This window comes from Paenarthrobacter nitroguajacolicus (assembly GCF_029952445.1).
Taxonomy (GTDB): Bacteria; Actinomycetota; Actinomycetes; order Actinomycetales; family Micrococcaceae; genus Arthrobacter; species Arthrobacter nitroguajacolicus_B.
On the sequence record NZ_JAQPPK010000027.1, the window covers coordinates 17,418 to 43,070 of the forward strand.

Annotated in this window: 25 protein-coding genes; 10 read left to right on the top strand and 15 right to left on the bottom strand. The window is 61.3% G+C overall.

Annotation, left to right across the window (positions count from 1 at the left end):
- Positions 1 to 218: 218 nt before the first annotated feature.
- The 7 genes from PJL15_RS17815 (at position 219) to PJL15_RS17845 (ending at position 5,663) form a co-directional block, all read left to right on the top strand.
- Complete coding sequence (locus PJL15_RS17815) at positions 219 to 2,675, top strand: glycoside hydrolase family 3 C-terminal domain-containing protein (RefSeq protein ID WP_281452470.1); 2,457 nt, start codon at positions 219 to 221, stop codon at positions 2,673 to 2,675.
- 4 nt (positions 2,676 to 2,679) lie between these two features.
- A complete protein-coding gene (locus PJL15_RS17820) occupies positions 2,680 to 3,321 on the top strand; it encodes a TetR/AcrR family transcriptional regulator (protein ID WP_281452471.1) in 642 nt (213 codons plus the stop codon).
- Between the two features lie 95 nt (positions 3,322 to 3,416).
- Positions 3,417 to 3,860, top strand: a complete 444-nt coding sequence (locus PJL15_RS17825; protein WP_281452472.1) for a pyridoxamine 5'-phosphate oxidase family protein — start codon at positions 3,417 to 3,419, stop codon at positions 3,858 to 3,860.
- Positions 3,853 to 4,218: a YidH family protein gene (locus PJL15_RS17830; protein ID WP_281452473.1), complete on the top strand. Its 366-nt coding sequence runs from the start codon at positions 3,853 to 3,855 to the stop codon at positions 4,216 to 4,218. The genes PJL15_RS17825 and PJL15_RS17830 overlap by 8 nt, the downstream gene beginning before the upstream one ends.
- Positions 4,215 to 4,553 carry a DUF202 domain-containing protein gene (locus tag PJL15_RS17835; protein WP_281452474.1) on the top strand — a complete coding sequence of 113 codons (339 nt, stop codon included), beginning with the start codon at positions 4,215 to 4,217 and terminating at the stop codon, positions 4,551 to 4,553. The genes PJL15_RS17830 and PJL15_RS17835 overlap by 4 nt, the downstream gene beginning before the upstream one ends.
- A 7-nt stretch (positions 4,554 to 4,560) precedes the next feature.
- Complete coding sequence (locus PJL15_RS17840; RefSeq protein ID WP_281452475.1) at positions 4,561 to 5,061, top strand: hypothetical protein; 501 nt, start codon at positions 4,561 to 4,563, stop codon at positions 5,059 to 5,061.
- Between the two features lie 176 nt (positions 5,062 to 5,237).
- Positions 5,238 to 5,663 (top strand): GNAT family acetyltransferase, encoded by a 426-nt coding sequence (locus tag PJL15_RS17845; RefSeq protein WP_281452476.1) that lies wholly within the window; start codon positions 5,238 to 5,240, stop codon positions 5,661 to 5,663.
- Between the two features lie 186 nt (positions 5,664 to 5,849).
- Here the strand turns inward: PJL15_RS17845 and PJL15_RS17850 are convergent, their stop codons facing one another.
- The 5 genes from PJL15_RS17850 to PJL15_RS17870 form a co-directional block, all read right to left on the bottom strand.
- Positions 5,850 to 8,006, bottom strand: coding sequence for an amylo-alpha-1,6-glucosidase (locus PJL15_RS17850; RefSeq protein WP_281452477.1), 2,157 nt, complete (start codon positions 8,004 to 8,006; stop codon positions 5,850 to 5,852).
- 168 nt (positions 8,007 to 8,174) lie between these two features.
- On the bottom strand, positions 8,175 to 8,900 hold the full coding sequence (locus PJL15_RS17855) for a winged helix-turn-helix transcriptional regulator (protein WP_281452478.1): 726 nt from the start codon (positions 8,898 to 8,900) through the stop codon (positions 8,175 to 8,177).
- A gap of 191 nt (positions 8,901 to 9,091) precedes the next feature.
- Positions 9,092 to 9,871 carry an MBL fold metallo-hydrolase gene (locus tag PJL15_RS17860; RefSeq protein WP_281452479.1) on the bottom strand — a complete coding sequence of 260 codons (780 nt, stop codon included), beginning with the start codon at positions 9,869 to 9,871 and terminating at the stop codon, positions 9,092 to 9,094.
- 37 nt (positions 9,872 to 9,908) lie between these two features.
- A complete protein-coding gene (locus PJL15_RS17865; RefSeq protein ID WP_281452480.1) occupies positions 9,909 to 10,331 on the bottom strand; it encodes a PAS domain S-box protein in 423 nt (140 codons plus the stop codon).
- Positions 10,332 to 10,479: 148 nt separating this feature from the next.
- Positions 10,480 to 10,929 (bottom strand): Lrp/AsnC family transcriptional regulator, encoded by a 450-nt coding sequence (locus PJL15_RS17870; protein ID WP_281452481.1) that lies wholly within the window; start codon positions 10,927 to 10,929, stop codon positions 10,480 to 10,482.
- A gap of 169 nt (positions 10,930 to 11,098) precedes the next feature.
- Between PJL15_RS17870 and ald the strand changes: the two genes are divergently transcribed.
- From ald to PJL15_RS17885, 3 genes are all read left to right on the top strand, one after another.
- The gene (gene ald, locus PJL15_RS17875) at positions 11,099 to 12,214 is read left to right on the top strand and encodes an alanine dehydrogenase (protein ID WP_281452482.1); all 1,116 of its coding nucleotides are present in this window, start codon (positions 11,099 to 11,101) and stop codon (positions 12,212 to 12,214) included.
- A gap of 68 nt (positions 12,215 to 12,282) precedes the next feature.
- Complete coding sequence (locus PJL15_RS17880; RefSeq protein WP_281452483.1) at positions 12,283 to 12,540, top strand: hypothetical protein; 258 nt, start codon at positions 12,283 to 12,285, stop codon at positions 12,538 to 12,540.
- 555 nt (positions 12,541 to 13,095) lie between these two features.
- Positions 13,096 to 13,590: an HtaA domain-containing protein gene (locus tag PJL15_RS17885; protein WP_281452484.1), complete on the top strand. Its 495-nt coding sequence runs from the start codon at positions 13,096 to 13,098 to the stop codon at positions 13,588 to 13,590.
- A gap of 215 nt (positions 13,591 to 13,805) precedes the next feature.
- Here PJL15_RS17885 and PJL15_RS17890 read toward each other — a convergent pair whose 3' ends face one another.
- From PJL15_RS17890 to PJL15_RS17935, 10 genes are all read right to left on the bottom strand, one after another.
- Positions 13,806 to 14,570, bottom strand: coding sequence for a type 1 glutamine amidotransferase (locus PJL15_RS17890; protein ID WP_281452485.1), 765 nt, complete (start codon positions 14,568 to 14,570; stop codon positions 13,806 to 13,808).
- A gap of 210 nt (positions 14,571 to 14,780) precedes the next feature.
- The gene (locus PJL15_RS17895) at positions 14,781 to 16,568 is read right to left on the bottom strand and encodes a helix-turn-helix domain-containing protein (RefSeq protein ID WP_281452486.1); all 1,788 of its coding nucleotides are present in this window, start codon (positions 16,566 to 16,568) and stop codon (positions 14,781 to 14,783) included.
- Between the two features lies 1 nt (position 16,569).
- Entirely contained in the window at positions 16,570 to 17,730 is a 1,161-nt protein-coding gene (locus tag PJL15_RS17900; protein ID WP_281452487.1) for an NAD(P)/FAD-dependent oxidoreductase, read from the bottom strand.
- Positions 17,727 to 17,963, bottom strand: coding sequence for a ferredoxin (locus PJL15_RS17905; RefSeq protein WP_056332056.1), 237 nt, complete (start codon positions 17,961 to 17,963; stop codon positions 17,727 to 17,729). The genes PJL15_RS17900 and PJL15_RS17905 overlap by 4 nt, the downstream gene beginning before the upstream one ends.
- A 5-nt stretch (positions 17,964 to 17,968) precedes the next feature.
- Positions 17,969 to 19,162 carry a cytochrome P450 gene (locus PJL15_RS17910; RefSeq protein WP_281452488.1) on the bottom strand — a complete coding sequence of 398 codons (1,194 nt, stop codon included), beginning with the start codon at positions 19,160 to 19,162 and terminating at the stop codon, positions 17,969 to 17,971.
- A complete protein-coding gene (locus PJL15_RS17915; RefSeq protein ID WP_281452489.1) occupies positions 19,159 to 19,899 on the bottom strand; it encodes a gamma-glutamyl-gamma-aminobutyrate hydrolase family protein in 741 nt (246 codons plus the stop codon). Before PJL15_RS17915 ends, PJL15_RS17910 begins: the two co-directional genes overlap by 4 nt.
- Position 19,900: 1 nt before the next feature.
- The gene (locus PJL15_RS17920) at positions 19,901 to 20,674 is read right to left on the bottom strand and encodes an SDR family NAD(P)-dependent oxidoreductase (protein ID WP_281452490.1); all 774 of its coding nucleotides are present in this window, start codon (positions 20,672 to 20,674) and stop codon (positions 19,901 to 19,903) included.
- A gap of 60 nt (positions 20,675 to 20,734) precedes the next feature.
- A complete protein-coding gene (locus PJL15_RS17925) occupies positions 20,735 to 22,126 on the bottom strand; it encodes a glutamine synthetase family protein (RefSeq protein WP_281452491.1) in 1,392 nt (463 codons plus the stop codon).
- A 243-nt stretch (positions 22,127 to 22,369) separates the two neighbouring features.
- A complete protein-coding gene (locus tag PJL15_RS17930; protein WP_281452492.1) occupies positions 22,370 to 24,076 on the bottom strand; it encodes a diflavin oxidoreductase in 1,707 nt (568 codons plus the stop codon).
- Positions 24,066 to 25,439: an aldehyde dehydrogenase family protein gene (locus PJL15_RS17935; protein WP_281452493.1), complete on the bottom strand. Its 1,374-nt coding sequence runs from the start codon at positions 25,437 to 25,439 to the stop codon at positions 24,066 to 24,068. Before PJL15_RS17935 ends, PJL15_RS17930 begins: the two co-directional genes overlap by 11 nt.
- Positions 25,440 to 25,653 lie beyond the last annotated feature (214 nt).

Consider the following 25,653-nt stretch of genomic DNA (forward strand, 5'->3'; position numbering starts at 1 on the left):
CTGTGAAAGAGGGATCCGGGCCGCATATAGCCCGGTGTGATAGGCAACACACTACAGTATACCGACCGAGTAGGCGGTCGGTTTATCTAATCGTTACATAGGTCCTCGTAAGCGTCACTAAACCGACCGTGCACTCGGTCGGTATGCTAAGGTTGTGATTCATCGCACTGCTGTCAGTCCCTGATGGCCGCCAAATTTCCTGACGAAGGAGTCTCCCGATGAGCGTCCCCGCCACTGACCTTCCGCACGTGTCCGACGTGCGTTCAGAGCTTGTCGATGAAGCGGTGCAGTCCCTGGACCTCTCAGGAAAGATCCGGCTGTTGTCCGGCGCGAAAATGTTCAGCCTCTGGGGTGAGGCATCCATCGGCCTGAACGAGATTGTCATGTCAGATGGCCCGACCGGTGTGCGCGGGGAAGGAGTGGTCGGTGGCCGCGAGAGCTGCCTGCTGCCCAACGCCACGCTCCTTGCGCAAACCTGGAGCACCGCCGTGCTCGAGGAAGTCGGCGCGCTTCTGGCAGCAGAAGCCGCGGACCAGCAGACCCATATCGTTCTGGGCCCAACAATCAATCTCCACCGCACTCCACTGGGAGGACGCCTCTTCGAATGCTTCAGCGAGGACCCTTACCTGACTGGAGTTCTCGCAGCAGCCTATATCCGCTCACTTCAGAGCCGGGGAATCGGCGCGTCCCCGAAGCATTTCCTCGCCAACGAATCCGAAACACAGCGCACTACCGTTGATTGTGTTGTTGGCGAACAGACTTTGCGGGAGCTGTACCTGCTGCCGTTCGAAATCGTGGACCAGGACGCCCATCCGTGGACGGTCATGGCCTCTTACAACAGCATCAATGGCGTCACCGCCACAGAGCATGCGGAGCTCCTCAATGACATCCTGAAGAAGGAGTGGGGCTTCGACGGGCTGGTCATGTCCGACTGGTTCGCGACAAAGCGGACAGCAGAGAGCGCGAACGCCGGGCTCGACCTGGTGATGCCCGGGCCCGAAACGGTCTGGAGCACGTCCCTCGAGAAAGCCGTGCGTTCCGGAGAGGTTTCGGAAGAGACCGTTGATGGGCATGTCCGCCGGTTACTGACCCTTGCTGCCCGCGTGGGAGCTTTCGGGGAACACCGCACTTGGCCCACTGACGTCCCGGGTCCGGACAGTAACGTGCGCCGTGAACAGCTGCGCAGGATCGCGGCCCAGGGCATGACCGTACTCAAGAACGACAACGCCACGCTCCCGCTCGCCAAAGGGACCGGGACGGTGGCGGTCATCGGACGCCACGCCATCGACACTGTCGCCCAGGGCGGAGGCTCTGCCCGGGTCCGCCCGCCCCACATTGTCAGCATCGGAGACGGCCTCGCATCCGCGCTGGGCCCCGGGGTGACGAACTTGGACGGAGTGGAAACCCGGACAAGGATGGTGGCAGCGCCGGCTTCAATCGTGAGGGATCCCGAAACAGGGACCCCGGGCATGCGGGTCCGGGCCCTCGACGTGCACGGCAACGTCATGGAGTCCCGGCACTTTGACGTGGCTGAACTCGAAGTGGCCGAGGATGGCTGGCTGGCGGATGCGGTCCGGATCGAGCTGTCGGTGGATGTAAAGTTGCCCTCGCCGGCCCGGATGCGCGTCGGCGTCATCGGCCCCGGAGAGTGGACCGTCACTGCACCCGGCCACCACGAGTCATTTACCGTCACTCCTCACGATGGCCCGGGCGGCGGCCTTCACCGGCCCAAGAGCCACGTCTCAGTGGTTCCCCTGGAATCCGGGGCACGGATTACCGCCACCACGGGGCCGCACTTCGAGATGAGGGTCATCGGGCTCGTAGTCACGGCCGCCGCCCGTCCGGCCGCAGCCGCAATCCGCGAGGCTGTCGAAGCGGCAGCAGCTGCTGACACCGCCATCGTCGTCGTCGGCAACACCCAGGAACAGGAAACTGAGGGGCAGGACAAAAAGACGCTGGCCCTCCCCGGTGAGCAGGACGCCCTGGTCGCGGCCGTCGCCGCCGTCGCACCCCGCACCGTCGTTGTCGTTAACGCTGCCACACCGGTGCTGATGCCCTGGCTCAACAATGTCGACGCCGTGCTTTTCGCCGGGCTCCCGGGCCAGGAAGCCGGAGACGCCGTCGCTGCAGCACTGACGGGTGAGATCGAACCGGCGGGGCGCCTCGTCACGACCTTCCCGGCCCGCGACGGAGAAGGGCCGGCCTGGGCGACGGCACCCGATGCGGGGCGTCTTGAGTATGCGGAAGGGCCGCGCGTCGGCTATCGGGGCTGGCACCAGTCAGGAGCCGAACCGTTGTTCTGGTTCGGCCACGGCCTCGGCTACACCATCTGGGACTACACCTCCGCCCAGATCACCGAGCGCGACAGGGCAGGAGTCAAGGCGGTAACTGTCGCCCTGACCAACACTGGCCAACGCTCCGGCAACGAGACTGTGCAGGTCTACCACTTGCCCACCGACGACGGCCAGCCCGCACGCCTCATCGGATGGGCGCAGGTTTCCCTCGACGCCGGACAGAGCGGTACCGTTCAAGTTCAATGTGATCTGCGAACCCAGCGGATTTGGAACGTGAAAGAACACAGGTGGCTGCCGCTCTCCGGCGGTTCACTGGTCATTGCACGCGGCCTCGGCGATCCCCGAATCACGGTTCCGCTCGAGAACGGACAGGAGTCCTAAAGGCATGTCTTACCCACCCGGCTACCGCATCGAACGCGAACGAAACCGTACAGAAAAGGCCGGTGACATCGCCCGCGCCAAGGCCATACAGGCAGCAATAGAGCTGTTCTCCACCAGCGGATACAACAAGTCCTCAATCGCCGAGGTAGCTCTCCGGACCGGACTATCCCAGTCAGGCCTTCTCCACCACTTCCCCAACAAAACCGCCTTGCTCACCGCCGTGCTCGAACAGCGGGAAAAAGAAGACAGCGAATTCCTCTTCGGCGAAGGCGCAGCACCTCTGGGGTGGGCCGCATTCGACTCGCTCCTTGCCCTGGTCGCCCGCAACTCCACCCGGCCCGAATGGATCGGCCTGTTCGTCCGGATCTCGGCAGAAGCCACCGAAGCCAACCACCCGGCAAACCAGTGGATGCTCGATCACTACCGCAGCACCCGGCAATGGCTCACCCAAGCCATCGAAGACGGCAAGAGAACAGGCGAAATCCTCCCGGACGTCCCCGTTGACGCTATCGTCCGCAACACCATCGCCGTACTTGACGGGCTCCAGCAGCAATGGGTAGCCGAACCGGACAGCATGTCAATGGTCGCAGAGCTCCGGGTGTACCTCGACCAGCTTCGTTCTGCCTGGGGCAACCCCCAGCAGTAGCCGCCCCACCTGCAAGGCCAGCCCCGGCACGCGTACCAGCCAAACGCGCCCGGAAGTCTGGCGTACCCATGGCTCCCCTCGAAAGGCACTCCCTCATGCCCGCCCTCCCCCAGCACCTCTATGACTTCATCTCACAACCCAACCCTGCAGTAATGTCCACCGTCGCCTCCGACGGGCGCCCTGTCAGCGTTCAGATCGTCTATCTCGCTGAAGACGCCGAACACATCCTCCTTAGCATCGCTTCCGGTAATTCCCGCGGCGGCCGGCTGCAACACCTGCACAAGGACCCGCGTATGTCCCTGACAGTGCTTAGGAACGATGACTGGACAGAGGCCGTCACCATTCTGGGAACCGCTATCGAATTCTTCGACGACAAGGACCTCGAAATCATCGACGCCATGACCACCCACTACTTCGGTGCGCCCTACGCAGTCCGCAACCCCCGCACGGCGGTGAGGGTCCGCATCGATAAATGGACCGAGCACTCCAACGCGATGTTCCGCGTGAATAAAACCGGAGAAGGCGAAACCGTTGGCTGAGCTCAAACGCTTCCCCCCAACGGTTTTTGGGCAGGGTGACGAACCGGATCCCCGCTTCAGCCTCGCCAACGAACGGACCTTCCTGGCATGGATCCGCACCGCACTGGCATTCATCGCCGGCGGCGTCGCCCTCGAAGCACTCGGCCTCGGCATCCATCCCGGGTACCGACTCGCCACGTCCATCCTGCTCATCCTCACCGGAATCATGTCCGCGCTCCAGGCCTGGGGCGGATGGGCGAGAACCGAACGCGCCCTCCGCAGGAGTTCACCCCTTCCCCCAGCACCCCTCTCACTCCCCCTGACAATTCTGCTGGTCTCGGTCGCTACCCTCATTCTGATCGGAATCCTGCTGAAATGACCGTCCTCTTCGATCAAGGCCTCCAACCAGAGCGCACAGGCCTGGCCTGGCAACGCACCTGCCTGACGTTTCTCGCAGGCTCCCTCGCCGCGATGAAGATCCTCCCTCCCATCTTCGGGCCATGGTCACTGCTGCTTGGTGCCGTTGGGTTTCTCGAGGCGACGCTCTTACTGTTCGTCGTCCGGCGCCGATATCTCCGACAGCACCACACCCTTACCACACCCGGCGAGCAACCGCCCCGGGCGGCCGACGGTCGCCTTCCCGCCGCCCTCGGCGCCTCGACCGTGGCTGCAGGGATCATCTCGCTGACTCTGGTCCTGAGCATCCAGCACTAAGGACAACATGCACGCTACCCCAGCCCGCCTTGCCTTAAGAAGGCAGGATGCGGCCTCCTGGCTGGCACCAGACCCGGACGGCCAGGTCTTCATTGAGGATATGGAATACCGGTCCGAGCTTTCTGTCCTGCGCCACTACGTCGAGAACAGACTCGCCGCATTCGCCCTTGCCGTCAGCACGAATGACCCTGCCGCGCTGACATCCCTGCTGCAGTCCGTCCGCGTGGACCTCGTGGAAGCAAAGCGAAGAACGGAACCAGTGGACGCGCAGGACATCATCCATTGCCTGTCCCCGTGGAACCGTCCGGCCCTCCTGACCACGTGCAACCTCACCGTCCAGTCCTCCGGCGACGCCGCCCGCTACACCGCCACGTACCAGCTATGGCCAATGGCTGCCAGGAGCACCGAGATGGTGTCCTTCGGAGTGTTCCGGGGAACCTTCAACCGAGGGCATCAAGTCTGGAGATGGTCTGAACACACGGTCCAGCCCTCGGGTGCCAAAGATTAGCGGCATGAGCTCTTGATCACGACCGGGACGTGGTGACTATCGTCGCTGACAGCCAAGCGACCGTTTCCTGTGTGGCTCCGGCGGGCATCACGCCTGCAGTCGGTATACTTTTTGCACCTCGCCCCCGTGAGCCCGCTCCACCAACTGTCCCCCAACACCACCCCGAGGAACAGAGAATGCCCGCAGTTACTTTTCGCAGCTTCATCACTGGAGACGAGGACTCCGTAGTCGAGCTTTGGAGTATTTGTGGCCTTGTCCGCCCCTGGAACGATCCTCGAAAAGATATAGAGCGGAAGCTCCGAGTGCAACCCGAGCTTTTCGTAGTGGCCCATGACGGGCGGCATGTTGTTGGGACGGCCATGTCGGGCTATGACGGCCATCGTGGCTGGATCCACTACTTTGCTGTCCACCCTGAACAGCAAGGCCTCGGGCTGGGCCGAGGCCTTGTCCGCGACGTCGAGCAGCGACTTGGCGCGTTGGGTTGTCCCAAGATCCATCTCAACGTCCGCAGTACGAATGCAGCCGCGGCCGATTTTTGGCGCGCCGTCGGGTTCGAACCCGGTGACTCGCTGACGTTCGCAAGGCGCCTCATCACCGACTGACCCTCCGGGGCGCCGAACCACTTCCTACTTTGGCAGATTCACCAGGTCTTCTGAATGCTCGATGACCTGTCCCAGAGCGAGCGAGACCGGACAGACATGCTAGTCAGCTACCTGCCCGGGAGACCCCTCGCATGCAATCGGGCTGCACGGCAATGTCGTTGCCTAGTGTTGAAGACAGCCAAGCCGCTACCTCCGCGGCCGGCGGTTTGCCTCTTCTACCAACTCCGTAATCCATGGACGGTGTCCACGTCGAAATTGCATCCACTCGGGCAGGCCCTGAAGGGATAGGCCGGACTTGTCGATGTCAATGGTGATCCGGTCGCCACCAACCGGTGCGTTAGTGATGTGCAGGTCCCCATAGGCTTCCGGGAGCACAGGGTCCATCCACAGTTCCCGACGGGAGACATGGACGTCGTACCGCATGAGGTTCGTGACCAAGAGGATCGGAGCGGTCGCTGCCCAAGCCTGGGGTGAACACGCGGTTGGATACGGTACGGGTTCGGCAAACTGGTCCCGGCTGAAGCCGCAGAAAAGTTCGGGCAACCGCCCACCGGACGATTCGGCGGCTTCCAATATTGCAGTAGTAATGCGCTGTGCTTCTGTCACGAAGCCATACCGCAACAGTCCGGCAGCGATGATCGCATTGTCGTGCGGCCATACTGAGCCATTGTGATAGCTGGCGGGGTTGTAGGCACCCATGTTGCTGGCCAGAGTCCTTACACCCCAGCCGCTGAACATCTCTGGTGACATAAGCCGCTCAGCAACCTGGGGAGCCTTGTCCTCGTCAACGAGGCCATATACTAGACAGTGGCCCATGTTGGAAGCACACGCGTCCACCTGCCGTTTCCTGCCGTCGAGGGCGATTGCGTAATACCCACGGTCCGGCATCCAGAACTGCTCGTTAAACTTCCGCTTCAGCTCCGCCGCCAGATCGGTGAGCTCATCTCCACGTGCTGTGTCCCCTGCGTCGTATGCCATCCAGGCGCGCGCCGTATATGCGGCATAGACGTAGCCCTGGACCTCACAGAGTGCGATTGGGGGCTCGGCAAGCGTTCCATCGGCAAAATTGATTCCGTCCCAGGAGTCTTTCCAGCCCTGGTTTATTAGGCCTTGGTCGTTGAGGCGTTCATACTCAACAAAACCGTCGCCATCCTTATCCCCGTAATGACGTATCCATTCCAGGGCACGGTCCGCGTGAGGCAGCAGGTTGGCGATAATATCCGCTCCGAATCCCCACCGGCTGACGGCTCCAAGCACGTCCACAAACAGCGGCGTCGCGTCGACACTTCCGTAGTACGCCGATTTGCCTCCAAGGGCTAACCCGGTATTGACGCTAAGCCTAACTTCATGCAAAATCTTGCCGGGTTCCTCCTCTGTCAGCCGGTCCACTACGCTTCCTTGCCGGTCCGCCAGGGTCTGCAGCGTCCCCAAAGCCAGTGACGGATCCACCGGTAATGCCATCTCGGAGGCCCACAGGGAATCACGGCCGAAGAGCGTCATGAACCATGGTGCGCCCGCGGCCACCACAACACGCTCGGGATGATTCGAGTCCTCGATCCTGAGGGCGCCCAGATCTTCGTAGCTCCGCCGTAAAGTCCGTTCGATGGATCGATTGCCCATGCGAACGACCGGTATCTTGGCAACCCACTCCTTACGGCGACGGTCACTCGGGGACAATCCCTCCCCATCAGGGTGGACAAGTACGCCGCTCCGGTCGGAGGCTTCGAGCTCAGGTGTGACTCTGACGGCTGCACTCCAGCGGCCGTGCGGCGGGACGGTTATCTCGTATGTGACTCGCTCCGGCTTCATCTCTGCTCCTGCAGCCTGAATGGTCACCCGCTTTTGCACGCCTTGCCATTTGCCGGCGATGGTCAGTTGGTCTCCTCCGACGTAGCGGGATGTGTCCCACGTACGCTGGATCCGCGCTTCTTTTACCTCGAAAAGGTCCGCGAAATCCGCTTCCGCTTCGAGGGAAACCACGCATTCGACCGGCTCCCTCGAGTAGTTGCGAACGGTGATTTGCTCTTGGATACCGGCTCCAACTTCCCGCACCCGCTCTACGATCAGCGGGCTGTCAGCATACCCGTCGGACCGGCTAACACGGCCTGCAAACAGTGCGCGGAAGGGTTCCTGCGTCTCTGCCGCCAGGGACTCAAGCGCATGGCTGTTGATTGTCAGGTTCCAGCGGGACAGGAAGCGGGTGTCCTGGACGAACAGACCATGCGGATGTTCGGGAAGGATGTCCCCACTAGGCAAGGAAATACAGAACGAGGTTTCCTCTACCAGGGTGACGGTCCCTGCCCCCAGCGGGCCCGCAGCCGTGTCAGCATTCCATCCAGCCATCCGGGTTCCTCCAAGAAAGCAGCGCCGTCACAACGCGGTCTCCTGGTCGTTCCGGGCGACAGCGCCGTTGTTTAAATGACCCTACTCTCCCCTGGCTGAGTGGTGTAGTCCTTGTTTGGTGTCCCTCAGTTGCACCGGAAAGAGGGGAACATCAGTGGGGCACTGACATCAGGAAGCTGCCCGGGGAGTGAACCAACCCGAGAAGCCCGCAGCCCACTCCTCCGGGCCAACAAATCCGATGGAGCCCAGCTGCCGTGCGTCTTCACAACGGCGAAGACCCCACCAGAGATCGTAGAGGACCCGCGGAGCGACGTGGATCTGAAGATCCGGGATACGTTCTGAGCGGCCGATACTCGAGGTCGTCCTGCTGTTCTCTCTGCAGATCCAACCTTGCAAGGGAGCTCCTCTGGCGTTGTCGAATTCAAACGCCAGGACCATCGACTTCCGGGGCAGGGAATCTGTCATAAGGCTGCGGCCCATGTGTTCGAGCAGTGTGCCAAGCCCTGCCCGCAGGTCATTCTCAAAGGGTGCCTGCCACTGGCTGGCCCAGAGGCCGAGCGACTCCAAGGTCTGACGCAGCCCGTAGCCGATCGGCGTGAGTCTGTAGCGCCGTGAGCCGCGAGGACCGGTTTCATCGTTGCGAATGACAAGCTGGAGTTGGACCAGCCGCTTAAGCCGCTGGGAGAGCAGCGTCCGGGAGAGATCAGGCAGCGCACGGGACATATCATTGAACCCCATTTCACCGCCGAGCAGTTCACGCACGATCAACAGGGACCAGCGGTCACCCAGCAGCCGCAGCCCTTGCGATATGGACCAATAGTCGGCTCTCAGGCTTCCTGCTGCGTTTGCCAGTTCGTCGTGTTCCCGGGTGAATTGCTCTGCAATGGTCGTCATCGTCCCTGGGCTCCAAGCGGTCGGTGAGTTGTGCTGCCGCCATTCTTCCCGACTCATTAAGAGGTTGTGTGTGCGCCGCGCACACAACTCCATCCCACGTAGTCATGGCCGGCCTTTACTGGCTCCGTCTTTAAACGCAGAATCGAAGGTTGGCCGTTACGAATCCAACCTTCGATTCTGGGCTCCGATTGCTAGAGTCGGATGTCGGCAGACTCTCCTGGCTTGAGGGCGATGAGGAGGTCGTTAAGACCAGCGTCAGCGAAAAGCTTGCTGATCTGGTCTGCATTTTGACTGAAATGTTCCCATGAGTCTTCGTGTACAGGAACGACCTTCTTGACACCCATGATCTTGGCCGCTTCGAGGGCGCGGTCATTGCTGAGGGTGATGTACGCGCCGTCTGCAATCACGTCGAATTTGGCGCCGCCGACGAAGAGCACGGCGATATCAATGGCTGGAAAACGGTCCGCGATTTCGCGCACGATGTCCAGTTCGGAGTTGTCGCCGCTGATGTATATGGTCGGCATGCCCTCTGCTTCGAGGACGAAGCCAATGACCGGCCCGAGTGCGTCCCACACGCCTTCCGGGCCATGATGCGCCGGCACTGCCGTGATCTTCATCTGCCGTCCATCGGGAAGTGCAACAGTATGAGTCTCGTAGTCGCTGATCCCGAGGACATTGGGGCCGAAGTTCTCCGCTGCCTCTGTCGTTGTGAGGGCAAGTGGCACCATTGTTAGGAAACCCCGACCCGCTACGTCCAGATTGTCGATGTGCTCGTGGGAGGCGAGAGCCAGGTCAACCTGGCCAAGTTCCTCGGGGGTGGCGCTGGGGCCGAGCTTCTTGGTGACGGGCCCGGCGATCGGGTGGTGGTAGACCTGGGGAGAATCGAAGGTGGGGTCAGTGATCATCCGGTAGCCGGCGATCTCAAGGAGCAGGGTGGGCCCTCCAATGAGGGTTACTTTGACGTCGTCCATGATTCTTAGTCCTTATCGGGGCAGGGCGGCTAGGGGTTCAGCTTTTGCTTATCATTTGAGCTGTGATGTCTTCCGCCCCGTGCAGGACGTAGACGAGCTTGCCCTCGCCGTCGAAAGCCGGAGCGTTCAGAGGCTGGAACCAGCGGGGCTCGAAAACCCCGTCTGAGTTCTCGATGTCGTAGCGAACAGGCGGAAGAATGTCGATCTTGCCCGTCTCGACGACACGCTCGATGGAGCTGCGCAGTATCTCTGTGCCTTTGGCGTCGGGGTTGTCCGGGTTGTCCGGAAACGCAACAAGGATGTCTTTGCCGACGATTCCCTCACGGCTCTTTCCCGTAGATGCAAGGAACGAGTCAGTGGCGGCGACGATCGTTCTGTCGGGGGTCACGATGATGTATTGGCTCGGAAGACTTTCGAAGATTTTCTGAAAGTCGGGGTTACGTGCATCTGAGGATGACACTTCGACTCCTTTCCCTGATGAGCGACTTTTTCGCGTCTCGTAATGCCATTGCAGCAGGTAAGGCCCTCCCTCACTAGTACAAGACATGGACTGGAACCGCCCGTAGCCTTCCCGGCCTGGGCAGCTGCTGCGGTTTGTCTTAGTCGACCTAGAGTCCGAAGGCGGTTCCGTGGCCGTGTTCAAACACGAGGTTGGTCTGCGTGCCTGCGACGGCGGGATTCGATGACAGATGGTCCAGAACGAATTGACGGATGTGCTCGGTGTTCTTGGCCGTGATATGGATCAAGAAATCGTCTGCGCCTCCAAGTACGAAGAATTGTTTGATCTCGGGCAGGCCCCGCAACTCGTTTCCGAAGGCGTTCATCAGATGCCGGGCGCCAGGCCTAAGCCGCACGCTAACCAGGGCCTGCAGGGGCAGGCCCATCGCTTCGGGGGCGACTTCGACGGTGAACCGCTTGATCACCCCCGACTCTTTGAGTGCCTTGAGGCGGGCGAGACATGTTGATGGCGCAAGCCCGAGAGCTTCCGACAACGACTGATTGGTGCGCCTTGAATTATTGGACAGCAGGCCCAGAAGCTTGTGGTCGACTTCGTCCAAGGTCACCTGTTGCAGTTTCTGCGGGTCCGACACTTGTAACACTCCTCACATTGCAGAGATTCACCGCTTACATCTATTCTGCCGCAGATACTGCGGTAGAAGCCCAATTTTCTGCACTTTCTGTCATTCTTTTGCCCACAAGCTCTAATCCCATCAGAAGGCATGAAACATGATCATCTCCGTCCCCAAGGAAATCAAGAACAATGAGTTCCGCGTCGCCATTACGGCCGCCGGCGTGCACGAATTCAAAGCAAACGGCCATGACGTGCTCGTGGAAACCGGCGCTGGCGCTGGTTCCGGCATTAACGATGAGGAGTACGCACTCGCCGGTGCCGAGATCGTTCAGACTGCAGACGAGGCCTGGGCGCGGGCCGATATGGTGATGAAGGTCAAGGAGCCCGTGGCATCCGAATACCGCCACTTCCGCGAGGGCCTGCTCCTCTTTACCTACCTCCACCTCGCGGCGGAGCCCGCACTGACAGAGGCGCTTGTCGACTCCGGTGTAACGGCTATCGCCTACGAGACCGTCCAGGAAGGCCGGGCCCTGCCGCTGCTCGCCCCGATGTCCGAGGTGGCGGGGCGGCTGTCCGTCCAGGTCGGTGCGACCTCGCTGATGGCCCCGGCCGGGGGCAAGGGCGTACTTCTTGGCGGCGTTCCGGGCGTGCGCCCCGCCAAGGTTGTGGTCCTGGGTGCAGGCGTCGCGGGCACCAACGCCGCTGCCATGGCACTGGGACTCGGCGCCGACGTCACCATCCTGGACATCAACATCAACCGGCTGCGTGAACTGGACGCCCAGTACCAGGGGCGCCTGAAGACCGTTGCGTCTAACTCATACGAGATCGAGAAGTCAGTTATCGACGCAGAACTCGTGATCGGGTCCGTGCTGATCCCCGGCGCCAAGGCCCCCAAGCTGGTGACCAACGAACTCGTGGCCCGGATGAAGCCCGGCTCGGTGCTCGTGGACATCGCGGTGGACCAGGGCGGTTGCTTCGAAGACACCCGTCCCACCACGCACCAGGAACCCACCTACAAGGTCCACGACACCATCTTCTACTGCGTGGCCAACATGCCCGGCGCCGTTCCGAACACGTCTACGTACGCGTTGACCAACGTCACGCTCCGGTATGCGGTGGCTCTGGCCAACCACGGCGTCAAGGGCGCTTTCGACCGGCTCCCCGCTTTGGCTGGCGGTCTGAACGTGGCGGCAGGAAGGGTCACTCACAAGTCTGTCAGTGATGCCCACGGGCACGCCCTCGCCGACTGGCAGGACCTGGTAACTGTTTAGTAGGACAATCGGCCGTGTCTGCCCGATGGAGGGCAGACACGGCCCGGTTCACAGGAAGGGCACATCGCATGGCATTTCACCTGCAACCCAAATGGCAGCCGCTGATTGGCCAGCTGGTCATCGTTAAACTTCATGATGAGGAGATCCGCCGTGGAGTTGTCGATGCAGTCACCGATGATGATCAAATCTTGTGGCTCGACAATGACGGCCCCGAGCCCCGCCGCCTTTTTCACCGGGCAGACGGTTTCAACGTGTGGATCGATTACAAGTGGGAAACGGATAGGCCCAACCTTAGCGCTGGCTTCCATCCTGCGGCCGCACCATGAGGGGCGGCCAGCCCAGCACGCCTGAACGCGTACATCATCAGGAACGGGTTCATAGTGACTATGAAGTGGCAGGGGCCATCATCCGGCTCCGTTCCCAGCGAGTCCATCGCGAACCCTCAGGTGTTCTTGTCACCTGGCACAGCCCTTGGTCATACACCCTTGAGTTCTGCCACCAGATTCCTCCCGGACTCGTCTACGAGTGCCTCGCCCCTGAGCAATTGAACATCCCAGTCCAATTCAGAACCGGTTTCACTGGTCGCGCCCCTCAGCGCCCCTCCCCGGAGATTCCTCTCACCCGTTGACAGTGGCGGCGTCAATGCCCCTCCGGCAGGCTCTGGATATCAAAAGACGGGTCATTTCCGGGGTCCACGGTCCACACGGATGGGCACCAGGCACACGGCCGGTACGAACATTGTGCCCGCAGTACATGTCGATCATCTGAACCGGCATGAAGATGGTCGAGTATGAACAGCCGGCAAGCCACTCCGGTTCCCGGTGTGCGGGAGCGGGAGCACCACCGGCCGTGTGCAACCCGGCAACGATGAAGGAACCCTGATGTCCGAACTTACTGTTGAAAGAGCAGATCTCGGCATGGCCTGGGCGGTGAAAGACAGCTTCGTCCGGTATGTGCAGTCCATGCGCGATGGCCGCATCCTCCTGCGCGAGGGTGCCGCCGCGACCAATACCCGACAGTTCTATTTCCCGTTCAGAAGCCTGGACCAGTCCAACGGGGAGAACTTTGTGCTCCAGTTCGGCGGGGAGGCCCGATTCCTCGCCCATCATGGACTCATGTCGGTCTCCATTAGCCGTCCGAAGATCGAAGTCGGGCCCGACGGGGCATACCTGTCCATCGAGCAAGGAAATGAAATCGTTCGCCTTGCCGAACTCAGTCTGCCGTCGGTGTCGGTGGAAGACGGCGTCTGCATGTGGGCGGATACCCAGGTGGTGCTGACCGGCCCGGGCGCGGCTGTCTTCGCAGACAGCTACTCAGCCGGAGAACCCCTGGCACCTCTGACCATGAGAGCGCCATCGCTCGTGAACATACCCTAAGGAAACCTGTGGGGCACGAGCTGGTCCGGCGCCGGGCCACGCCTGAAAGAGACGGCGCCTTGTCCCGGATACCGTTCAGCCGGTGCATCCAAGCGCCATGGCGGCCGCCAACGACGTTTCCTGCAAGTGGGCTGACTGCATCGTTGGAACAAACGGGAGCGCGCCGGCTTGGATTCTACAAATCCAAGCCGGCGGGCGGCGTTCCGCATACTTTCTTACTGTGAAGCCACAGTTGCGGTTGTTCGGACCATGTGGGCGAAGCGGCGCGCCATTGCTTCGGTATGCTCCTTCACGATCCGGTCCTGATTCTCGAATGCCTGCATTCCGCGTCCTGCCCGCTCCACGGAAACCGTGTCATTCTCGTTAACCAGGGACAACCATCGGCGATAGCCCTCCGGAGACAGCTCAGGGTGAAACTGAACGCCCCAGGACACGTCGCCTACCCGGAAAGCCTGGTGCGGATATTGCGACGTCATGCCGAGCCAGACGGCCGAAGGGGGAAGCTGGTCGATCATGTCCCCATGCATCGCTCCGGCGAAGAAAGGGCCCGGCAAACCGGCCATCAGGGGATCTTCCGCAGCCTCGGCCCGCAGCGCTACCTCTACGACTCCCGCCTCCAGGCCTTGGTCGCCCTTGGCCACGGTTCCCCCGAACGTCTGTGCCATCAGCTGCGCTCCGAGGCAGATCCCGAGCGTGGGCTTCCCCTGGCTGGCCGCGGCTGCCATAAGGCTTCGGATGTCGGCTAGCCAGTGATAGACATGATCGTCCAAGGAGCTCATGTCCCCGCCCAGAACCACCAGGGCGTCCTCCTGGAATAATTCCGGAATCACCTCGTCCTTGAAAGGCTGGACCGTTCTCGTGCTTATCCCTTCGTCGTGCAACCACGTTCCGAGGCGGTCGATCGGACAGTAGGGATCCGGCTGGATGACGAGGGCCTGCAGAGTGCCGGCGCCTCGGTGCGGATCTGACTGAGGGGTCATAGTTGAATGTCCTATCGGGCGGTCGGGGTTTCAATACTTCAACGTAGCGAACAGCGTCGCCGGGACTGCAGTGCCACGTGCACATTTGAGATCCACATGTGTGTGCGTGCCGGGGGGCAGATGCTTTTGCATCGGACGGCGGCTGGCTTGGGATCCGTTTGGGCAATTCAAGTGTTCAGCTCCGGAAATCAGAGCAGGCGGTGGCGCGCGTCACTGAGGAACGGCGCGGTGTCCTTCCCTCACTGCCAGTCGTGCGGCAATACCGGTGGGAAGCCAGTCCCCTGCTTCTTCGAATGAATGACCGATGAGCTGCTCCACGCGCTGGAGGCGTTGTCGGAGTGTGTTGCGGTGAATGTGCAGTTTGGAGACGGTATCGGCAATGGATCCTTTATTGGATAGGAGCATGGCGACTGTTTCGGCCAGCTGCGTTCCATTTTCCGCGTCGTAGCGCGTGAGAGACCTGAGTTCAGCGAGCACATTCCTGATCTCTTCAGACATTCCTTCGCCGACAAGAGGCAATTCCTGCAGATGTTCTATTTCGCTGAACGAGGTAACCCGTCGCCCGGACGTCCTGGTAACCAGTTCTGTCCACGCCAATGCGGTTTCGGCGTCCGAAAGTGCCGGCTGAAGAGAGGCGACGTCGCGCGCCAGTGGCCCAATGCCGGCGAAAGCTGAGACGCCGCGGTGTTCGTCGAGCTCCGAAAGAGTTGTCTCCAGCTTCGTCCTGATCTCTTCTCCTGAACCGGAGGGAGTATCAATAAACAGCAGGCTAAGGGGCCCCTCGGTGAAGACCAGGGAGCGGGAGCCCGCCAGCTCCTGGAGGTAGGGGGCGATGCGCCGGGACACAGCATCAGAGTCGAATTTCAGCCGTTTCACCCGTACAAGGACGGGCAGCGTTCGGCCCTTGGACCAGCCTGACTCCTCGAGAATGCGGGCGAATGTACTCGTGCCGACGCTTCGCAGGAGGCGTGAAGCGTGGGATGAACCCACCGATTCCAGTTCTACTGCCTCAAACAGGGCGGCGAGCTGAGAGCAAATGGCGCTAAGCCGGTCAAGCTCCCTGGTGGAATAGCGGCGTGGACGGTAGCAGGTCACGATGCCCCGGGTGCTTGTGAGACCGAAGGAGACAGATATCCGCTCGTGCCCCGCGAAGTTGGATTCAATGAATTCGGACGTTGCTGTCCGTGAATGAGTGGTTCGGACAATGCTTCCGCTTCGCTCGCCCTTGTCCATCGCGATGGCGGTCGGCGGCGACGTGGCTGGGCCACGGCCGAAATATTCGATGACGCAACCGTCGGAACTCATGTGCTTGAGAATCGACTGCGCGGCCACTTGAGCGCATTGGAGAACCGACGTGGCAGAGTTGATCGGGAAATCGACAAGGAAATGCGCTGCAGCGGACTGACGCCGCAAGTCATCAACAGTCTCAGCCTGCAGCAGGCCGCTGGCAAGCAGCATGCCCACCTCGTCCGCAATCAGCTTTGACTCCCAGGTGAAGGTTTCCTCGGCATAGGACCAGAGACTGAACACGCCCAGGAGCGTCCCGGTCGGAGCCACGATCGGGACTACCAGCATCGAATTGAAATCTTCTTCCTGCAGTTCGCTGATGCTGACGAACCGCGGATCTTGCTGAATATTTTTGTTAAGGACAACTGACTGCCGGGTAAGCCCTACCCAGCCGGTTACCCCCTCGCCGAGGCGAAGGGTAACCCTTCCAACTTGCTGGCTTTGCACTCCAGCCGTGCCTGCACGCATGACCAGGACCTGTTCCTGTTCATCCCACAGGTAGACGAAAACCCCTGCTGAGTTGGTTGCCCTGGCTACCAAATCCACTGCCCTTTGAGCAAGGGCGAGCGGATCTGGGCCTTCCATCATTAGCTGCGTGAGCTCGGACAGGGTATCTGCCCGGAGCTCTGCTATTTGGAGTTTCTGGCGATAGTCAGCGGGCAGGACCTCATTCGGTTGCGAGGCCGTGGACTCAGCAGGGGTTTTCACCATTTCAGCTTAGAAGGCTCATGCCCATGGCGGCCCGACTGAACTGCCTTGGCGCGTTGACGCCGATCCAGGCCGCCTCTTCCTCCGCCGATCCGACCCGGTATAGGGCGGCGTTGCGTTCCTCCGCAGCGTAGACCTGGACAAGTTCGCCTGCGGGCGGAAGCATGCCGTGCACCTGGACCTTTCGACCGAACTGCTCCGTCCACCCGTACGGGGCCATTTCCAGTTCGGTGGATTCGAAGCCGGCAAAGTACTCAGCAAGGGCTGCGCCATGCCGTTGGGCCTGGGTCCAACTCTCAAACCGCCGATAGGTTCCGTCCTCGACCCGCCGGGCCGAAACATCTCCGATAGCGAAGATCCCGTCAGCGACTTCGCCGGTGTTCAGCAGGGCCTTCCCGTCCGCAGTGCAACGGACTCCATTGGAAAGGTCGAGCCCGCTGTAGGTCAGCCATTCCGTGTTGGGTCTGGCGCCGACAGCGCTGATGACCAAGTCGGCGTGCAGGTCAAGACCGCTGACGCTGACCGTCCAGTGGGCGTCCGCCTTCTGGATGGATTCCACAGCAACTCCAAAGTGAGTCACAACACCGGCCTGGTGCATCCATGCCTTCGCCTCCTCCCCCAAGTGTCCTGAAAAGAAGCGCTGCATGGGTTGCGGAGCCAAATCCACCACCGTGACGGCAAGCCCGCGCTGCGCGAGCGTCGACGCCAATTCCGCACCGATGGTTCCGGCGCCGATGATGATGGCGCTGGCAGCCCCTGCATCCACGGCGGTGCGCAGGGCCACGGCGTCCTGGGCAGTTCTTAGGCTGAGAACGCCCGCCGGCTCATTCGGCAACCGGATTGAGCCAGCTCCTGTTGCGATGACGACCGCGTCAGCCGCTACCTCTCCTAGCTTGTCCAGCAGGATTGTCCGCTTGTCGGTGAGCAGCCCGATCGCCTTTGCGTTGATGACCGGCGTAGCCTCCGGCCACCACTCGGCAGCCTCGACCGGACCAGTGCCAAGAAGAAACTGCTTGGACAGCGGAGGCCGGTCGTAGGGCGCCTTCGGATCTGAATCCAGGACGATGAATTCGCCTGCAAAACCCAGCTCACGACTGCGTTCAATCAGCATCGCCGATGCAACCGAAGCCCCAACGATCGCTACCCGCTCCGGCAGACGTGTCACGACGCCGAAACCTCGGAGGCCTTTTCACTGGCCTCGTTCGTTTCCCGTTCCAGGATTGCCCGTTCAGGGCAGTTCCGGATGGCCTTGCGGACGTTGGGCTCGTCACCGCTGTTTTCACGGCCGGGAATGACGTGGGCGTAGCCTTCCTCGTCGATCTCGAACGTTTCAGGTGCCAGAGCCCAGCACCGGGCGTGGCCTTGGCAACGCCCTCCGTCAACCCAAAGTTCTCCCATGGTGATCAAGCTCCAATCTTGAGGGTCAGCGGGCCGACGCCGTGCCACGGTTCGTCGTCATTCGCCCGTTCAAAGTGAGGGACAGCCTTCAGGAATTCCTCCATGGCGATAACCATTTCGGCGCGGCCAAGGTTCGATCCAAGGCACCGGTGGATACCTCCCCCGAAGGCCAGGTGGCGGTTGTCTTCACGGTCAATCTTGATTTCGTTCGGTTCTTCGTAGACCTCCGGGTCACGGTTGCCCGCACCGAAGACCAGCACGACGCGTTCGCCGGCCTTGATCTCCTGGCCCCGGACAACTGTGTCCGCCTTGGCCGTGCGGGCCATGGCCTGGACGGGGGAAAGCGTCCGCAGGAACTCCTCGGCAGCTGTGGGGATCAGATCCGGGTTCTGACGCAACTGCTGCTGGGCCTGCTGGTTGCCGGCGAGGTACCAAAGGGCAGAACGGATCGCCCAGGCAGTCGTGTCAAGCCCGGCCAGGAAGAGCAGGTAGCAGTACGACAGCAGCTCCTCGCGCGTGAGCTTCCGGCCCTTCACTTCGGCTTTCAGAAGCTGGGTGATCAGATCATTGCTGACCTCTGCCTCCGGTCCGGCCTTTTCCCGTTCGTCCAGAAGGCGGTCGAAGTAGTCGTTCAGTTCGCGTCCGGCCGCGTATGCGGTTTCCGGGTGCGCGGTGCGCTGATAGATGATCTCGTCGATCCATCGGTCGAAAATGGGCCAGTCATGCTCCGGATATCCGGCCAGCCGGCCGAAGATGATCGTCGGCATCGGGCGGGCAAGTTTCGCCGACACATCAACGACGTCGCCTGCCGCAAGAACCTCCTGACACAGCTGTCTTGCGGTCTCCCGCATTCCCGGCCCCAGCTTTGAAACGTTCATGGGAGTGAACATCGGGAGCAGGATTTTGCGGAAGTCAGCGTGGGTCGGCGGATCGATATCAATAGGAATCAGGGGGACATCAGTGCCGAACGCCGGAAGGAGCATCGAAGGTCCGACGGCGAAAGTGTCCGGGTCCTGCTCCGCGTTGAAGATGTCTTCGCTCTTGGTGATGTACCAAAAGCCGCCGTACTTGTCGCTGTGACCGACAGGACCGTTGGCGAGCATGTCCTGGTAATCGTCGAAGATGTTGTCGAGGGCCCGTCCGTGGAAGTCAAAGTCTGACTTGTTGTGGCTGAGCCCGTGCTCGGTTTCTGTGCTCATGAGTATTGCTCCTGAAGTAGTTGCTCTGACTGTGCGTGCGCCGCGGCCTTCTCCACGAGATCCACGAAGAGAGCCTTCTGGGCTTCGTCATAATCGACCATGTGTTCGGGGTGCCACTGCACTCCGATCAGGCTGGCATCATCGGCTTCGATTGCTTCGATGACGTCGCCCTCCCGTCCCACGACACGAAGGCCCTTTCCGAGTCTTCCCAGGCCCTGGTGGTGGTAGCTGTTCACCGGGATGCTCAGACTTCTGGCGATGCGGGCAAGTTCGGAATCGGGTTCCAGTTGCACCCTGTGCCATGGTTCGTGTGCCGGGTTGTCCTGCCAGTGCCCCCGGTCCGGGCTTACCTCCTGGACGAGGGTTCCACCGCGAATCACATTGATAAGCTGCATCCCCCGGCAGGTCGCCAGGATGGGTATGCCACGGAGCATGGCCTGGTTGTAAAGCTCGATTTCGAAGTCGTCTCGGATGTCGCACACGTCGTAGACCGTGTCGATCGGGTCCTCGCCGTACAGCCGGGGACTGATATCGCCTCCACCGGTGAGGATGAGCCCGTCGAAGCCGTCAAGCGCCCCATCGGGAATTGTTGCCGAAGAGGGAAGAATGGCAGGGCGTCCTCCCGCGGTCAGCACACCATTGGCATAGGCCATGTTCTGGACTGTCGAAGGCATCGGGCCAAACGCGGTGTCGACGGTTTGTCTGGCCGCTGAAATGGCGATGAGGGGGGCCCGCATGTCAGTACACCAGCCAACCGCCGTCGACGTGGATGGTGGTACCGGTCACCCAGCTGGCCTCGTCGCTGGCCAGGAACGCGACAGCGTTGGCAACGTCGGATGGCCGGCCGATCCGTCCGAGCGGCGTACGGTCGAGGAGGAACTTCACGGCTTCCTGGTTTTCCAGCACGGACTTGGTGAACGGGGTCTCGATGAAGCCGGGGGCGACAGCGTTGACGCGGATCTTGGAAGCCGCGGTTTCGATGGCCAAAGCCTTCGTGAACATTAGGAGTGCACCCTTGGAAGCGTTGTAGTGCACCTGGGGATGCCCGCTGCTGGCGATGACGATGTGGGCTTCGACAGAGGTGATGTTGACGATGGCGCTGGTTGAATCGTCGCCACGGGCGGCGGCGCCCTTCTCCAGCAGCGGTCGTGCGGCCTGGCTGACCAGGAACGGTCCGGTCGAGTTTACGGCGAAGACCTGGTCCCATTCGGCTACGCCGAGGTCGTCGAAGTTGCTGCCCTTGACGATGCCTGCGTTGTTGACAAGGGTGTCCAGCCGGCCGAATTTCGCGTCGATCTCGGCCATGCCGCTGTGGACCGAGGCTTCGTTGGCGACGTCCATAACAACAGGAACCATCTCCGGGTGCTGGGCGACCAAGCGCTCGAGGGCAGCCTCGTCACGGTCGAGGGCTACGACGGTGGCCCCCTCCTTGAGCAGCTTTCCTGCGATGGCAAGGCCGTTTCCGGACGCGGCTCCGGTGACTGCAGCGATCTTTCCGGGGTGAGTAGTCATTGTGTGCTTCTTTCTGGGTATGAAATGTGGAGAATGAACGTTCTTTAGCTGCTCTGGGCGCTAGATCCGTTCCAGGTAACGGGCGATTTCGAAGTCGGTGACACTGGTCTGGAGCTTGCGGAGCTCCCAGCGCCTCGTCTGGACGTAGTGGGTCACGAATGTTTCGCCGAAGTACGCCCTGGCGACCTCGCTTTTCTCGAACTGTTCGATGGCCTGGTCAAGTGTTCCGGGCAGCTGCTTGACCTGGTGTCCTTCTTCCAGGGCATAGGCGTTGCCAACGATCCGCTTGGGAGCGGTCATTTTGGTGTCCACGCCGTGCAGGCCGGCGGCGATGCTTGCGGCGATGACCAGGTAAGGGTTGGCGTCGGCTCCCGGCACCCGGTTTTCGATGCGTGCAGCACTGCCCTTTGACGGGATCGACCTGATGGCGACCGTACGGTTGTCCAGCCCCCAGGTGGCACTGGATCCGGCCCACTGCCCGCCTTCGGTCCGCTTGTAGGAGTTGATAGTGGGCAGGTAGAGGGCTGTCAGCTCCGGTGCCGTCTCTACGACGCCCGCCAGGTAGTTGTACCCGATGGCGCTCAGCTCGCCGGGTTCTTCGGCATTGGCGAAGGCTGACTTGCCGGATTCCGGATCCCAAAGACTTTGGTGCATGTGCCCGGACGATCCGGCCCACTCGGGATTGATCTTGGCCATGAACGATGCCGTGTAGCCGGCCTCAGCGGCCACTTCCTTGACGGTGGCCTTAAGCCGGAGGGCGTTGTCCGCTGCTGCAAGAGCATCGGAATAGTGGATGTTCATCTCGAACTGGCCGGGTCCGTTTTCGCTGTTGCTGGCCTCGATGAAGATGCCCTGCTCGGACAGGCGGCGCCGGATCTCACCGATGAGGAACTCGGTGCCTGTGTCCCTGACGAGGCTGTAGGTGTGGCTCCCGGCAGTAATGGGGGTCAGATCCCGCCAGCCTTGGGCAGCAAGCTCCGTCGGAGTGCCCTTGAACAGGTAGAACTCGAACTCGTAGGCGCAGACCGGCGTGTAGCCGAGGTCTTCGGCTTTCTTGATGACCCGCTTGAGAATGCTCCGGGGACAGATCGCCGCAGGCTCGCCGGACATCTCGTAAGCGTCGCAAATGACGGAAGCCACGCCGGGCTCCCCGGAAACGACCTTCAGGGTGCTCAGATCCGGGAGGAGCGTCACGTCAGGATAGCCTGAGTCCCAGCCCGTGTAGCTGAGATCGGAAATGATTTCGTCCTGAATATCCCAGCCGAAGATGATGTTGCAGATATTTGTTCCGCGCTCAGCGACACTTTCGAGGAAATACCGGGCCGGGATGCGCTTACCGCGCCACACTCCGTCCAAGTCCACCACGCCCACTTTGAAGGTTTTGATGTCGTTTTCTGTGACGAATTTTTGCAGTTCGTCGTGGGCTGACGCCGCCGGGGATTGATCTTGCATGTCAATAGCCTCGAGTTCTTGGAGGTCCTCCGGGACCTGTGTGATCGGACTCACTGTGTACCTCTTTATCCTCATTGATATTGGTTACTAAAAACACTAAATGGGGGGTGTGCTTGGCGTATGTGCAAGGCGCACATCATGATTGCCGGCTGCATGCATCCGGTAAGCCAGCTCACATTTGATGGGTTCCTGCCCGGCACCAAGGGCGCGAAGTCTTCTCGGAACCGGGCAGGGTGAGTGGGCCTAGTAGACGTCCTTGACATAACGTCCTTCGCTCTTCATGGACTGCAGGTAATCGTGCGCCTTGTCGGAGGTCATTGCGCCATTGCTGCTGAGCACGGCCAGCAGGGCTTCGTCGATGTCAGGTGCTATCTGTTTGCCACCGCAGACATAGACCGAGGCTCCTCCCGATAGCCACGCAAAGATCTCTTTACCTTCTTCGCGGATCCGGTCCTGGACGTAGACCTTGCCCTGTTGATCCCGCGAGAAAGCCAGGCTGAGCCGATCCAGCACGCCGGTTCCCTGCAGTTCTGCCATTTCCGCCTGGTACAGCCAGGAAGGCCTTTCGTGGCGGTCCCCGAAGAAGAGCCAGTTCCGTCCCCGGGCCTGTGAGACTTCACGTTCACGGAGGAAGCCACGGAACGGGGCAACTCCGACACCGGGACCGATCATGATCACGTCAGCTGAGCTGTCGGGGGGCAGGTGGAACTCGTGCGCTGGAAGCGGGAACACTTTCATGGCTGTCCTGGTCTGCGCGGCGGACTGGAGGAAACCGCTGCACGCACCCGTATGCCGGCGGCCGGCAGTCTCGTATCGCACGGAGGAGACCGTCAGGTGGACGCGGTCCCCGTCAGCGAGAGGGCTGGATGCGATGGAGTACGACCGGTGCTGCAGAGGCCTCAGCATGGAGAGGAACTCCTGGGGGTCGACGTCCTTTGAACGGGTTTCCTGCAACACGTCCAGCATGTCCCGTCCCCACAGCCAGTCTTCCAAGGCGTTCCGGTCACCGGACTCGACCAGGCTCCGCACAGGATGGTCCATCCCAAGATCCTCGACCAGCCAGGCCACGATTCCCAGATGGGGCAGCCGGAGCTCATAATCGTCTTGAAGCGACTCGCGTACAGCCTTGCCGTCATCGCCGAACACCTCGCTGCCCTCAAGGCCAAGGAACGCGAGCAGGTCTGCCACCAGCTCGATGGAGTTGGTCGGAATCACAGCAAGTGAGTCACCTGGCCGGTAGTTGCAGCTGTCACCGCTGACCTGAAGCTCATAATGCCAAACCTCTTTTTCGGAACCCGGCGCGCTCAGGAGACGCGCCTCGACGACCGTGGCGGTATCAGGCTCCCGGCGTGTGCTTTTGGGCTGCTCGGCAGCCCTTGTTCCCTGGACAGTGGAGCCGTCCGGGTTCGTCCCTGGCTTCCTCGGAGCAACAGTCTTGAAGGTCTCAAGCATGCCCTTGATCCACTTGCCCGACGTCAGGTCATAGTCAACGTCGCAATCGAGGCGGGCGAGGATCCTTGTGCCGCCGAGCTCGCCAAGGCGCTCGTCAAGGTCGATGCCGGCCTTGCAGAAGTCCTCGTACATCGAGTCGCCAATGGCGAGGACCGCGAAGGGAACATCCTTGAACAGGTCAGAATCGGCGCTTTGGAGCAGATCCCAAAACGGCTGCGCGTTGTCCGGCATGTGACCGTTGTCGTGTGTGGCGGTAACGATCAGTACGCGTTCCTTGCGTGCCGCATCTTCCGGGCTCAGCATGTCCAGGCTCATGAGCTCCGCCGCATACCCCTGGGCATTTGCCTTGTCCACGATGTTGGAGGCAAGGAATTCCGCGTTCCCGGTCTGGCTGCCGTAAAGGACGCTGAGGGCCTGCACAGCGGTGCCTGTTTCGCTGGAAACTTCGGAAGAGGTGCCTTGGTCAGTGCGGACCAGCTCCCCTGTATCAGTTGTCACGATCAGTCCTTACAAAGACGGTTTTGAGTTCGGTGTAGGCCTCGATGGCCGCTTGGCCCAGTCCGCGGCCGATGCCGGACTGTTTGAAGCCGCCGAAGGGCGTTTGCATCCGGATTGAAGAGTTGGAGTTGACTGAGAGCGCGCCGGACTCCACACCCCGTGCCGTCCTAAGGGCCTGGCCCACATCGTTGGTCCAGATTGAGCCGCTCAGCCCGTAAATGGAGCTGTTTGCCAGAGCGATGGCTTCTTCTTCGGTGTCAAAGGGAATGACCGAGGCGATGGGGCCGAAGATCTCATCAGTTGCCACCCTGCTCTTGGGGTCCGGCGCAATGACAATTCGAGGTGCCATCCAGAAACCGGGACCCTCCGGTGCTTCGCCGGCGGTGACAACGTTCAGCCCTTCACCCAGGAAGCTCGAAACGGATTCGCGGTGGCCCGCCGACACCAGAGGGCCGAGGTTCGTTGTGGCGTCGAGCGGGTTACCGATCTTCAGGGCCCGGGTTGATTCGATGAACCCTTCAACGAACTCGTCGAAGACTCCCCGCTGCACGAGAAAGCGGCTGCGGGCGCAGCAGTCCTGCCCGGTGTTGTCGAAGACTGACATGGGAGCCGCCTGAACACACTTGGCAAGGTCGACGTCGTTGTAAACGACACTTGCGGACTTGCCGCCCAGCTCAAGTGTCACCCGTTTCATCGTCTTGGAAGCAGCCTGGATAATCGACCGGCCGGTTTCGGTGGAACCGGTGAAACTGACCTTGTTCACGCCGGGGTGTTCGGCAAGGGCGTTACCAACGCGTGCCCCGGATCCGGTAAGAACCTGGAGCGCGTCGCCTACGACGCCCAGTTCGTTCACGATTTGGCCGAGACGGACAGTGGACAGCGGGGTAAGGGCCGCCGGCTTGACGATGACAGCGTTGCCGCAGGCGAGGGCGGGTGCAATACCCCACGACGCAATCGGAAGGGGGAAGTTCCACGGGGAGATTACGGCTACGACGCCCATGGGCTCGCGGAAAGTCATGCTGATGCCGCCGTCCACGGGGATGGTGTCTCCGAGGATCTTGTCGATAATGCCCGCATAGTACTTGAAGCATTCGGCGACTCCGAGCACTTCCTGGCGGGCGGCGGCCAGCGGTTTGCCGACGTCGGTTGATTCGAGCAATGCCAGCTCATCGCTGTGGGCGATGACTGCATCGGCGATGGCCCAAAGTGCATCACGGCGCTCGGCTATCGGCTTCCGCGCCCAGATGCTTTGCGCCTTCCTGGCACGTTCGACGGCGGCGTCGACTTCTGCCAGGTCGTGCGAGGGGACTTCGCCGATCAGTTCCTCCGTAGCGGGGTTGTAAACGGAAATGATGCTGCTCATACTCGGGTGCTCCTTCAGGAGAGTGGTCTTCGTCGAAAGATTCCTAGCCGTTTGTGAAGTCTGGGAAGCTCCGTTGTTACCGAGCATGCCCGCGCACCCGGTCCAAGAGCGAGTGCGACGGGCACCACATCAATGAGCGCCATGTGCAAACTGCACACTGAGGCGATCCGGCGCGGAAACTGTGCATTGCGACCATGAACGGTGGCGACAGTGT

What these genes read in the sequence shown, in the direction of transcription:
- PJL15_RS17815 (WP_281452470.1), top strand. Translation starts at nt 219, where the DNA reads ATGAGCGTCCCCGCCACTGACCTTCCGCACGTGTCCGACGTGCGTTCA.
- PJL15_RS17820 (WP_281452471.1), top strand. Translation starts at nt 2,680, where the DNA reads ATGTCTTACCCACCCGGCTACCGCATCGAACGCGAACGAAACCGTACA.
- PJL15_RS17825 (WP_281452472.1), top strand. Translation starts at nt 3,417, where the DNA reads ATGCCCGCCCTCCCCCAGCACCTCTATGACTTCATCTCACAACCCAAC.
- PJL15_RS17835 (WP_281452474.1), top strand. Translation starts at nt 4,215, where the DNA reads ATGACCGTCCTCTTCGATCAAGGCCTCCAACCAGAGCGCACAGGCCTG.
- PJL15_RS17840 (WP_281452475.1), top strand. Translation starts at nt 4,561, where the DNA reads ATGCACGCTACCCCAGCCCGCCTTGCCTTAAGAAGGCAGGATGCGGCC.
- PJL15_RS17845 (WP_281452476.1), top strand. Translation starts at nt 5,238, where the DNA reads ATGCCCGCAGTTACTTTTCGCAGCTTCATCACTGGAGACGAGGACTCC.
- PJL15_RS17850 (WP_281452477.1), bottom strand. Translation starts at nt 8,006, where the DNA reads ATGGCTGGATGGAATGCTGACACGGCTGCGGGCCCGCTGGGGGCAGGG.
- PJL15_RS17855 (WP_281452478.1), bottom strand. Translation starts at nt 8,900, where the DNA reads ATGACGACCATTGCAGAGCAATTCACCCGGGAACACGACGAACTGGCA.
- PJL15_RS17860 (WP_281452479.1), bottom strand. Translation starts at nt 9,871, where the DNA reads ATGGACGACGTCAAAGTAACCCTCATTGGAGGGCCCACCCTGCTCCTT.
- ald (WP_281452482.1), top strand. Translation starts at nt 11,099, where the DNA reads ATGATCATCTCCGTCCCCAAGGAAATCAAGAACAATGAGTTCCGCGTC.
- PJL15_RS17880 (WP_281452483.1), top strand. Translation starts at nt 12,283, where the DNA reads ATGGCATTTCACCTGCAACCCAAATGGCAGCCGCTGATTGGCCAGCTG.
- PJL15_RS17885 (WP_281452484.1), top strand. Translation starts at nt 13,096, where the DNA reads ATGTCCGAACTTACTGTTGAAAGAGCAGATCTCGGCATGGCCTGGGCG.
- PJL15_RS17890 (WP_281452485.1), bottom strand. Translation starts at nt 14,570, where the DNA reads ATGACCCCTCAGTCAGATCCGCACCGAGGCGCCGGCACTCTGCAGGCC.
- PJL15_RS17895 (WP_281452486.1), bottom strand. Translation starts at nt 16,568, where the DNA reads ATGGTGAAAACCCCTGCTGAGTCCACGGCCTCGCAACCGAATGAGGTC.
- PJL15_RS17905 (WP_056332056.1), bottom strand. Translation starts at nt 17,963, where the DNA reads ATGGGAGAACTTTGGGTTGACGGAGGGCGTTGCCAAGGCCACGCCCGG.
- PJL15_RS17910 (WP_281452488.1), bottom strand. Translation starts at nt 19,162, where the DNA reads ATGAGCACAGAAACCGAGCACGGGCTCAGCCACAACAAGTCAGACTTT.
- PJL15_RS17915 (WP_281452489.1), bottom strand. Translation starts at nt 19,899, where the DNA reads ATGCGGGCCCCCCTCATCGCCATTTCAGCGGCCAGACAAACCGTCGAC.
- PJL15_RS17920 (WP_281452490.1), bottom strand. Translation starts at nt 20,674, where the DNA reads ATGACTACTCACCCCGGAAAGATCGCTGCAGTCACCGGAGCCGCGTCC.
- PJL15_RS17925 (WP_281452491.1), bottom strand. Translation starts at nt 22,126, where the DNA reads ATGCAAGATCAATCCCCGGCGGCGTCAGCCCACGACGAACTGCAAAAA.
- PJL15_RS17935 (WP_281452493.1), bottom strand. Translation starts at nt 25,439, where the DNA reads ATGAGCAGCATCATTTCCGTTTACAACCCCGCTACGGAGGAACTGATC.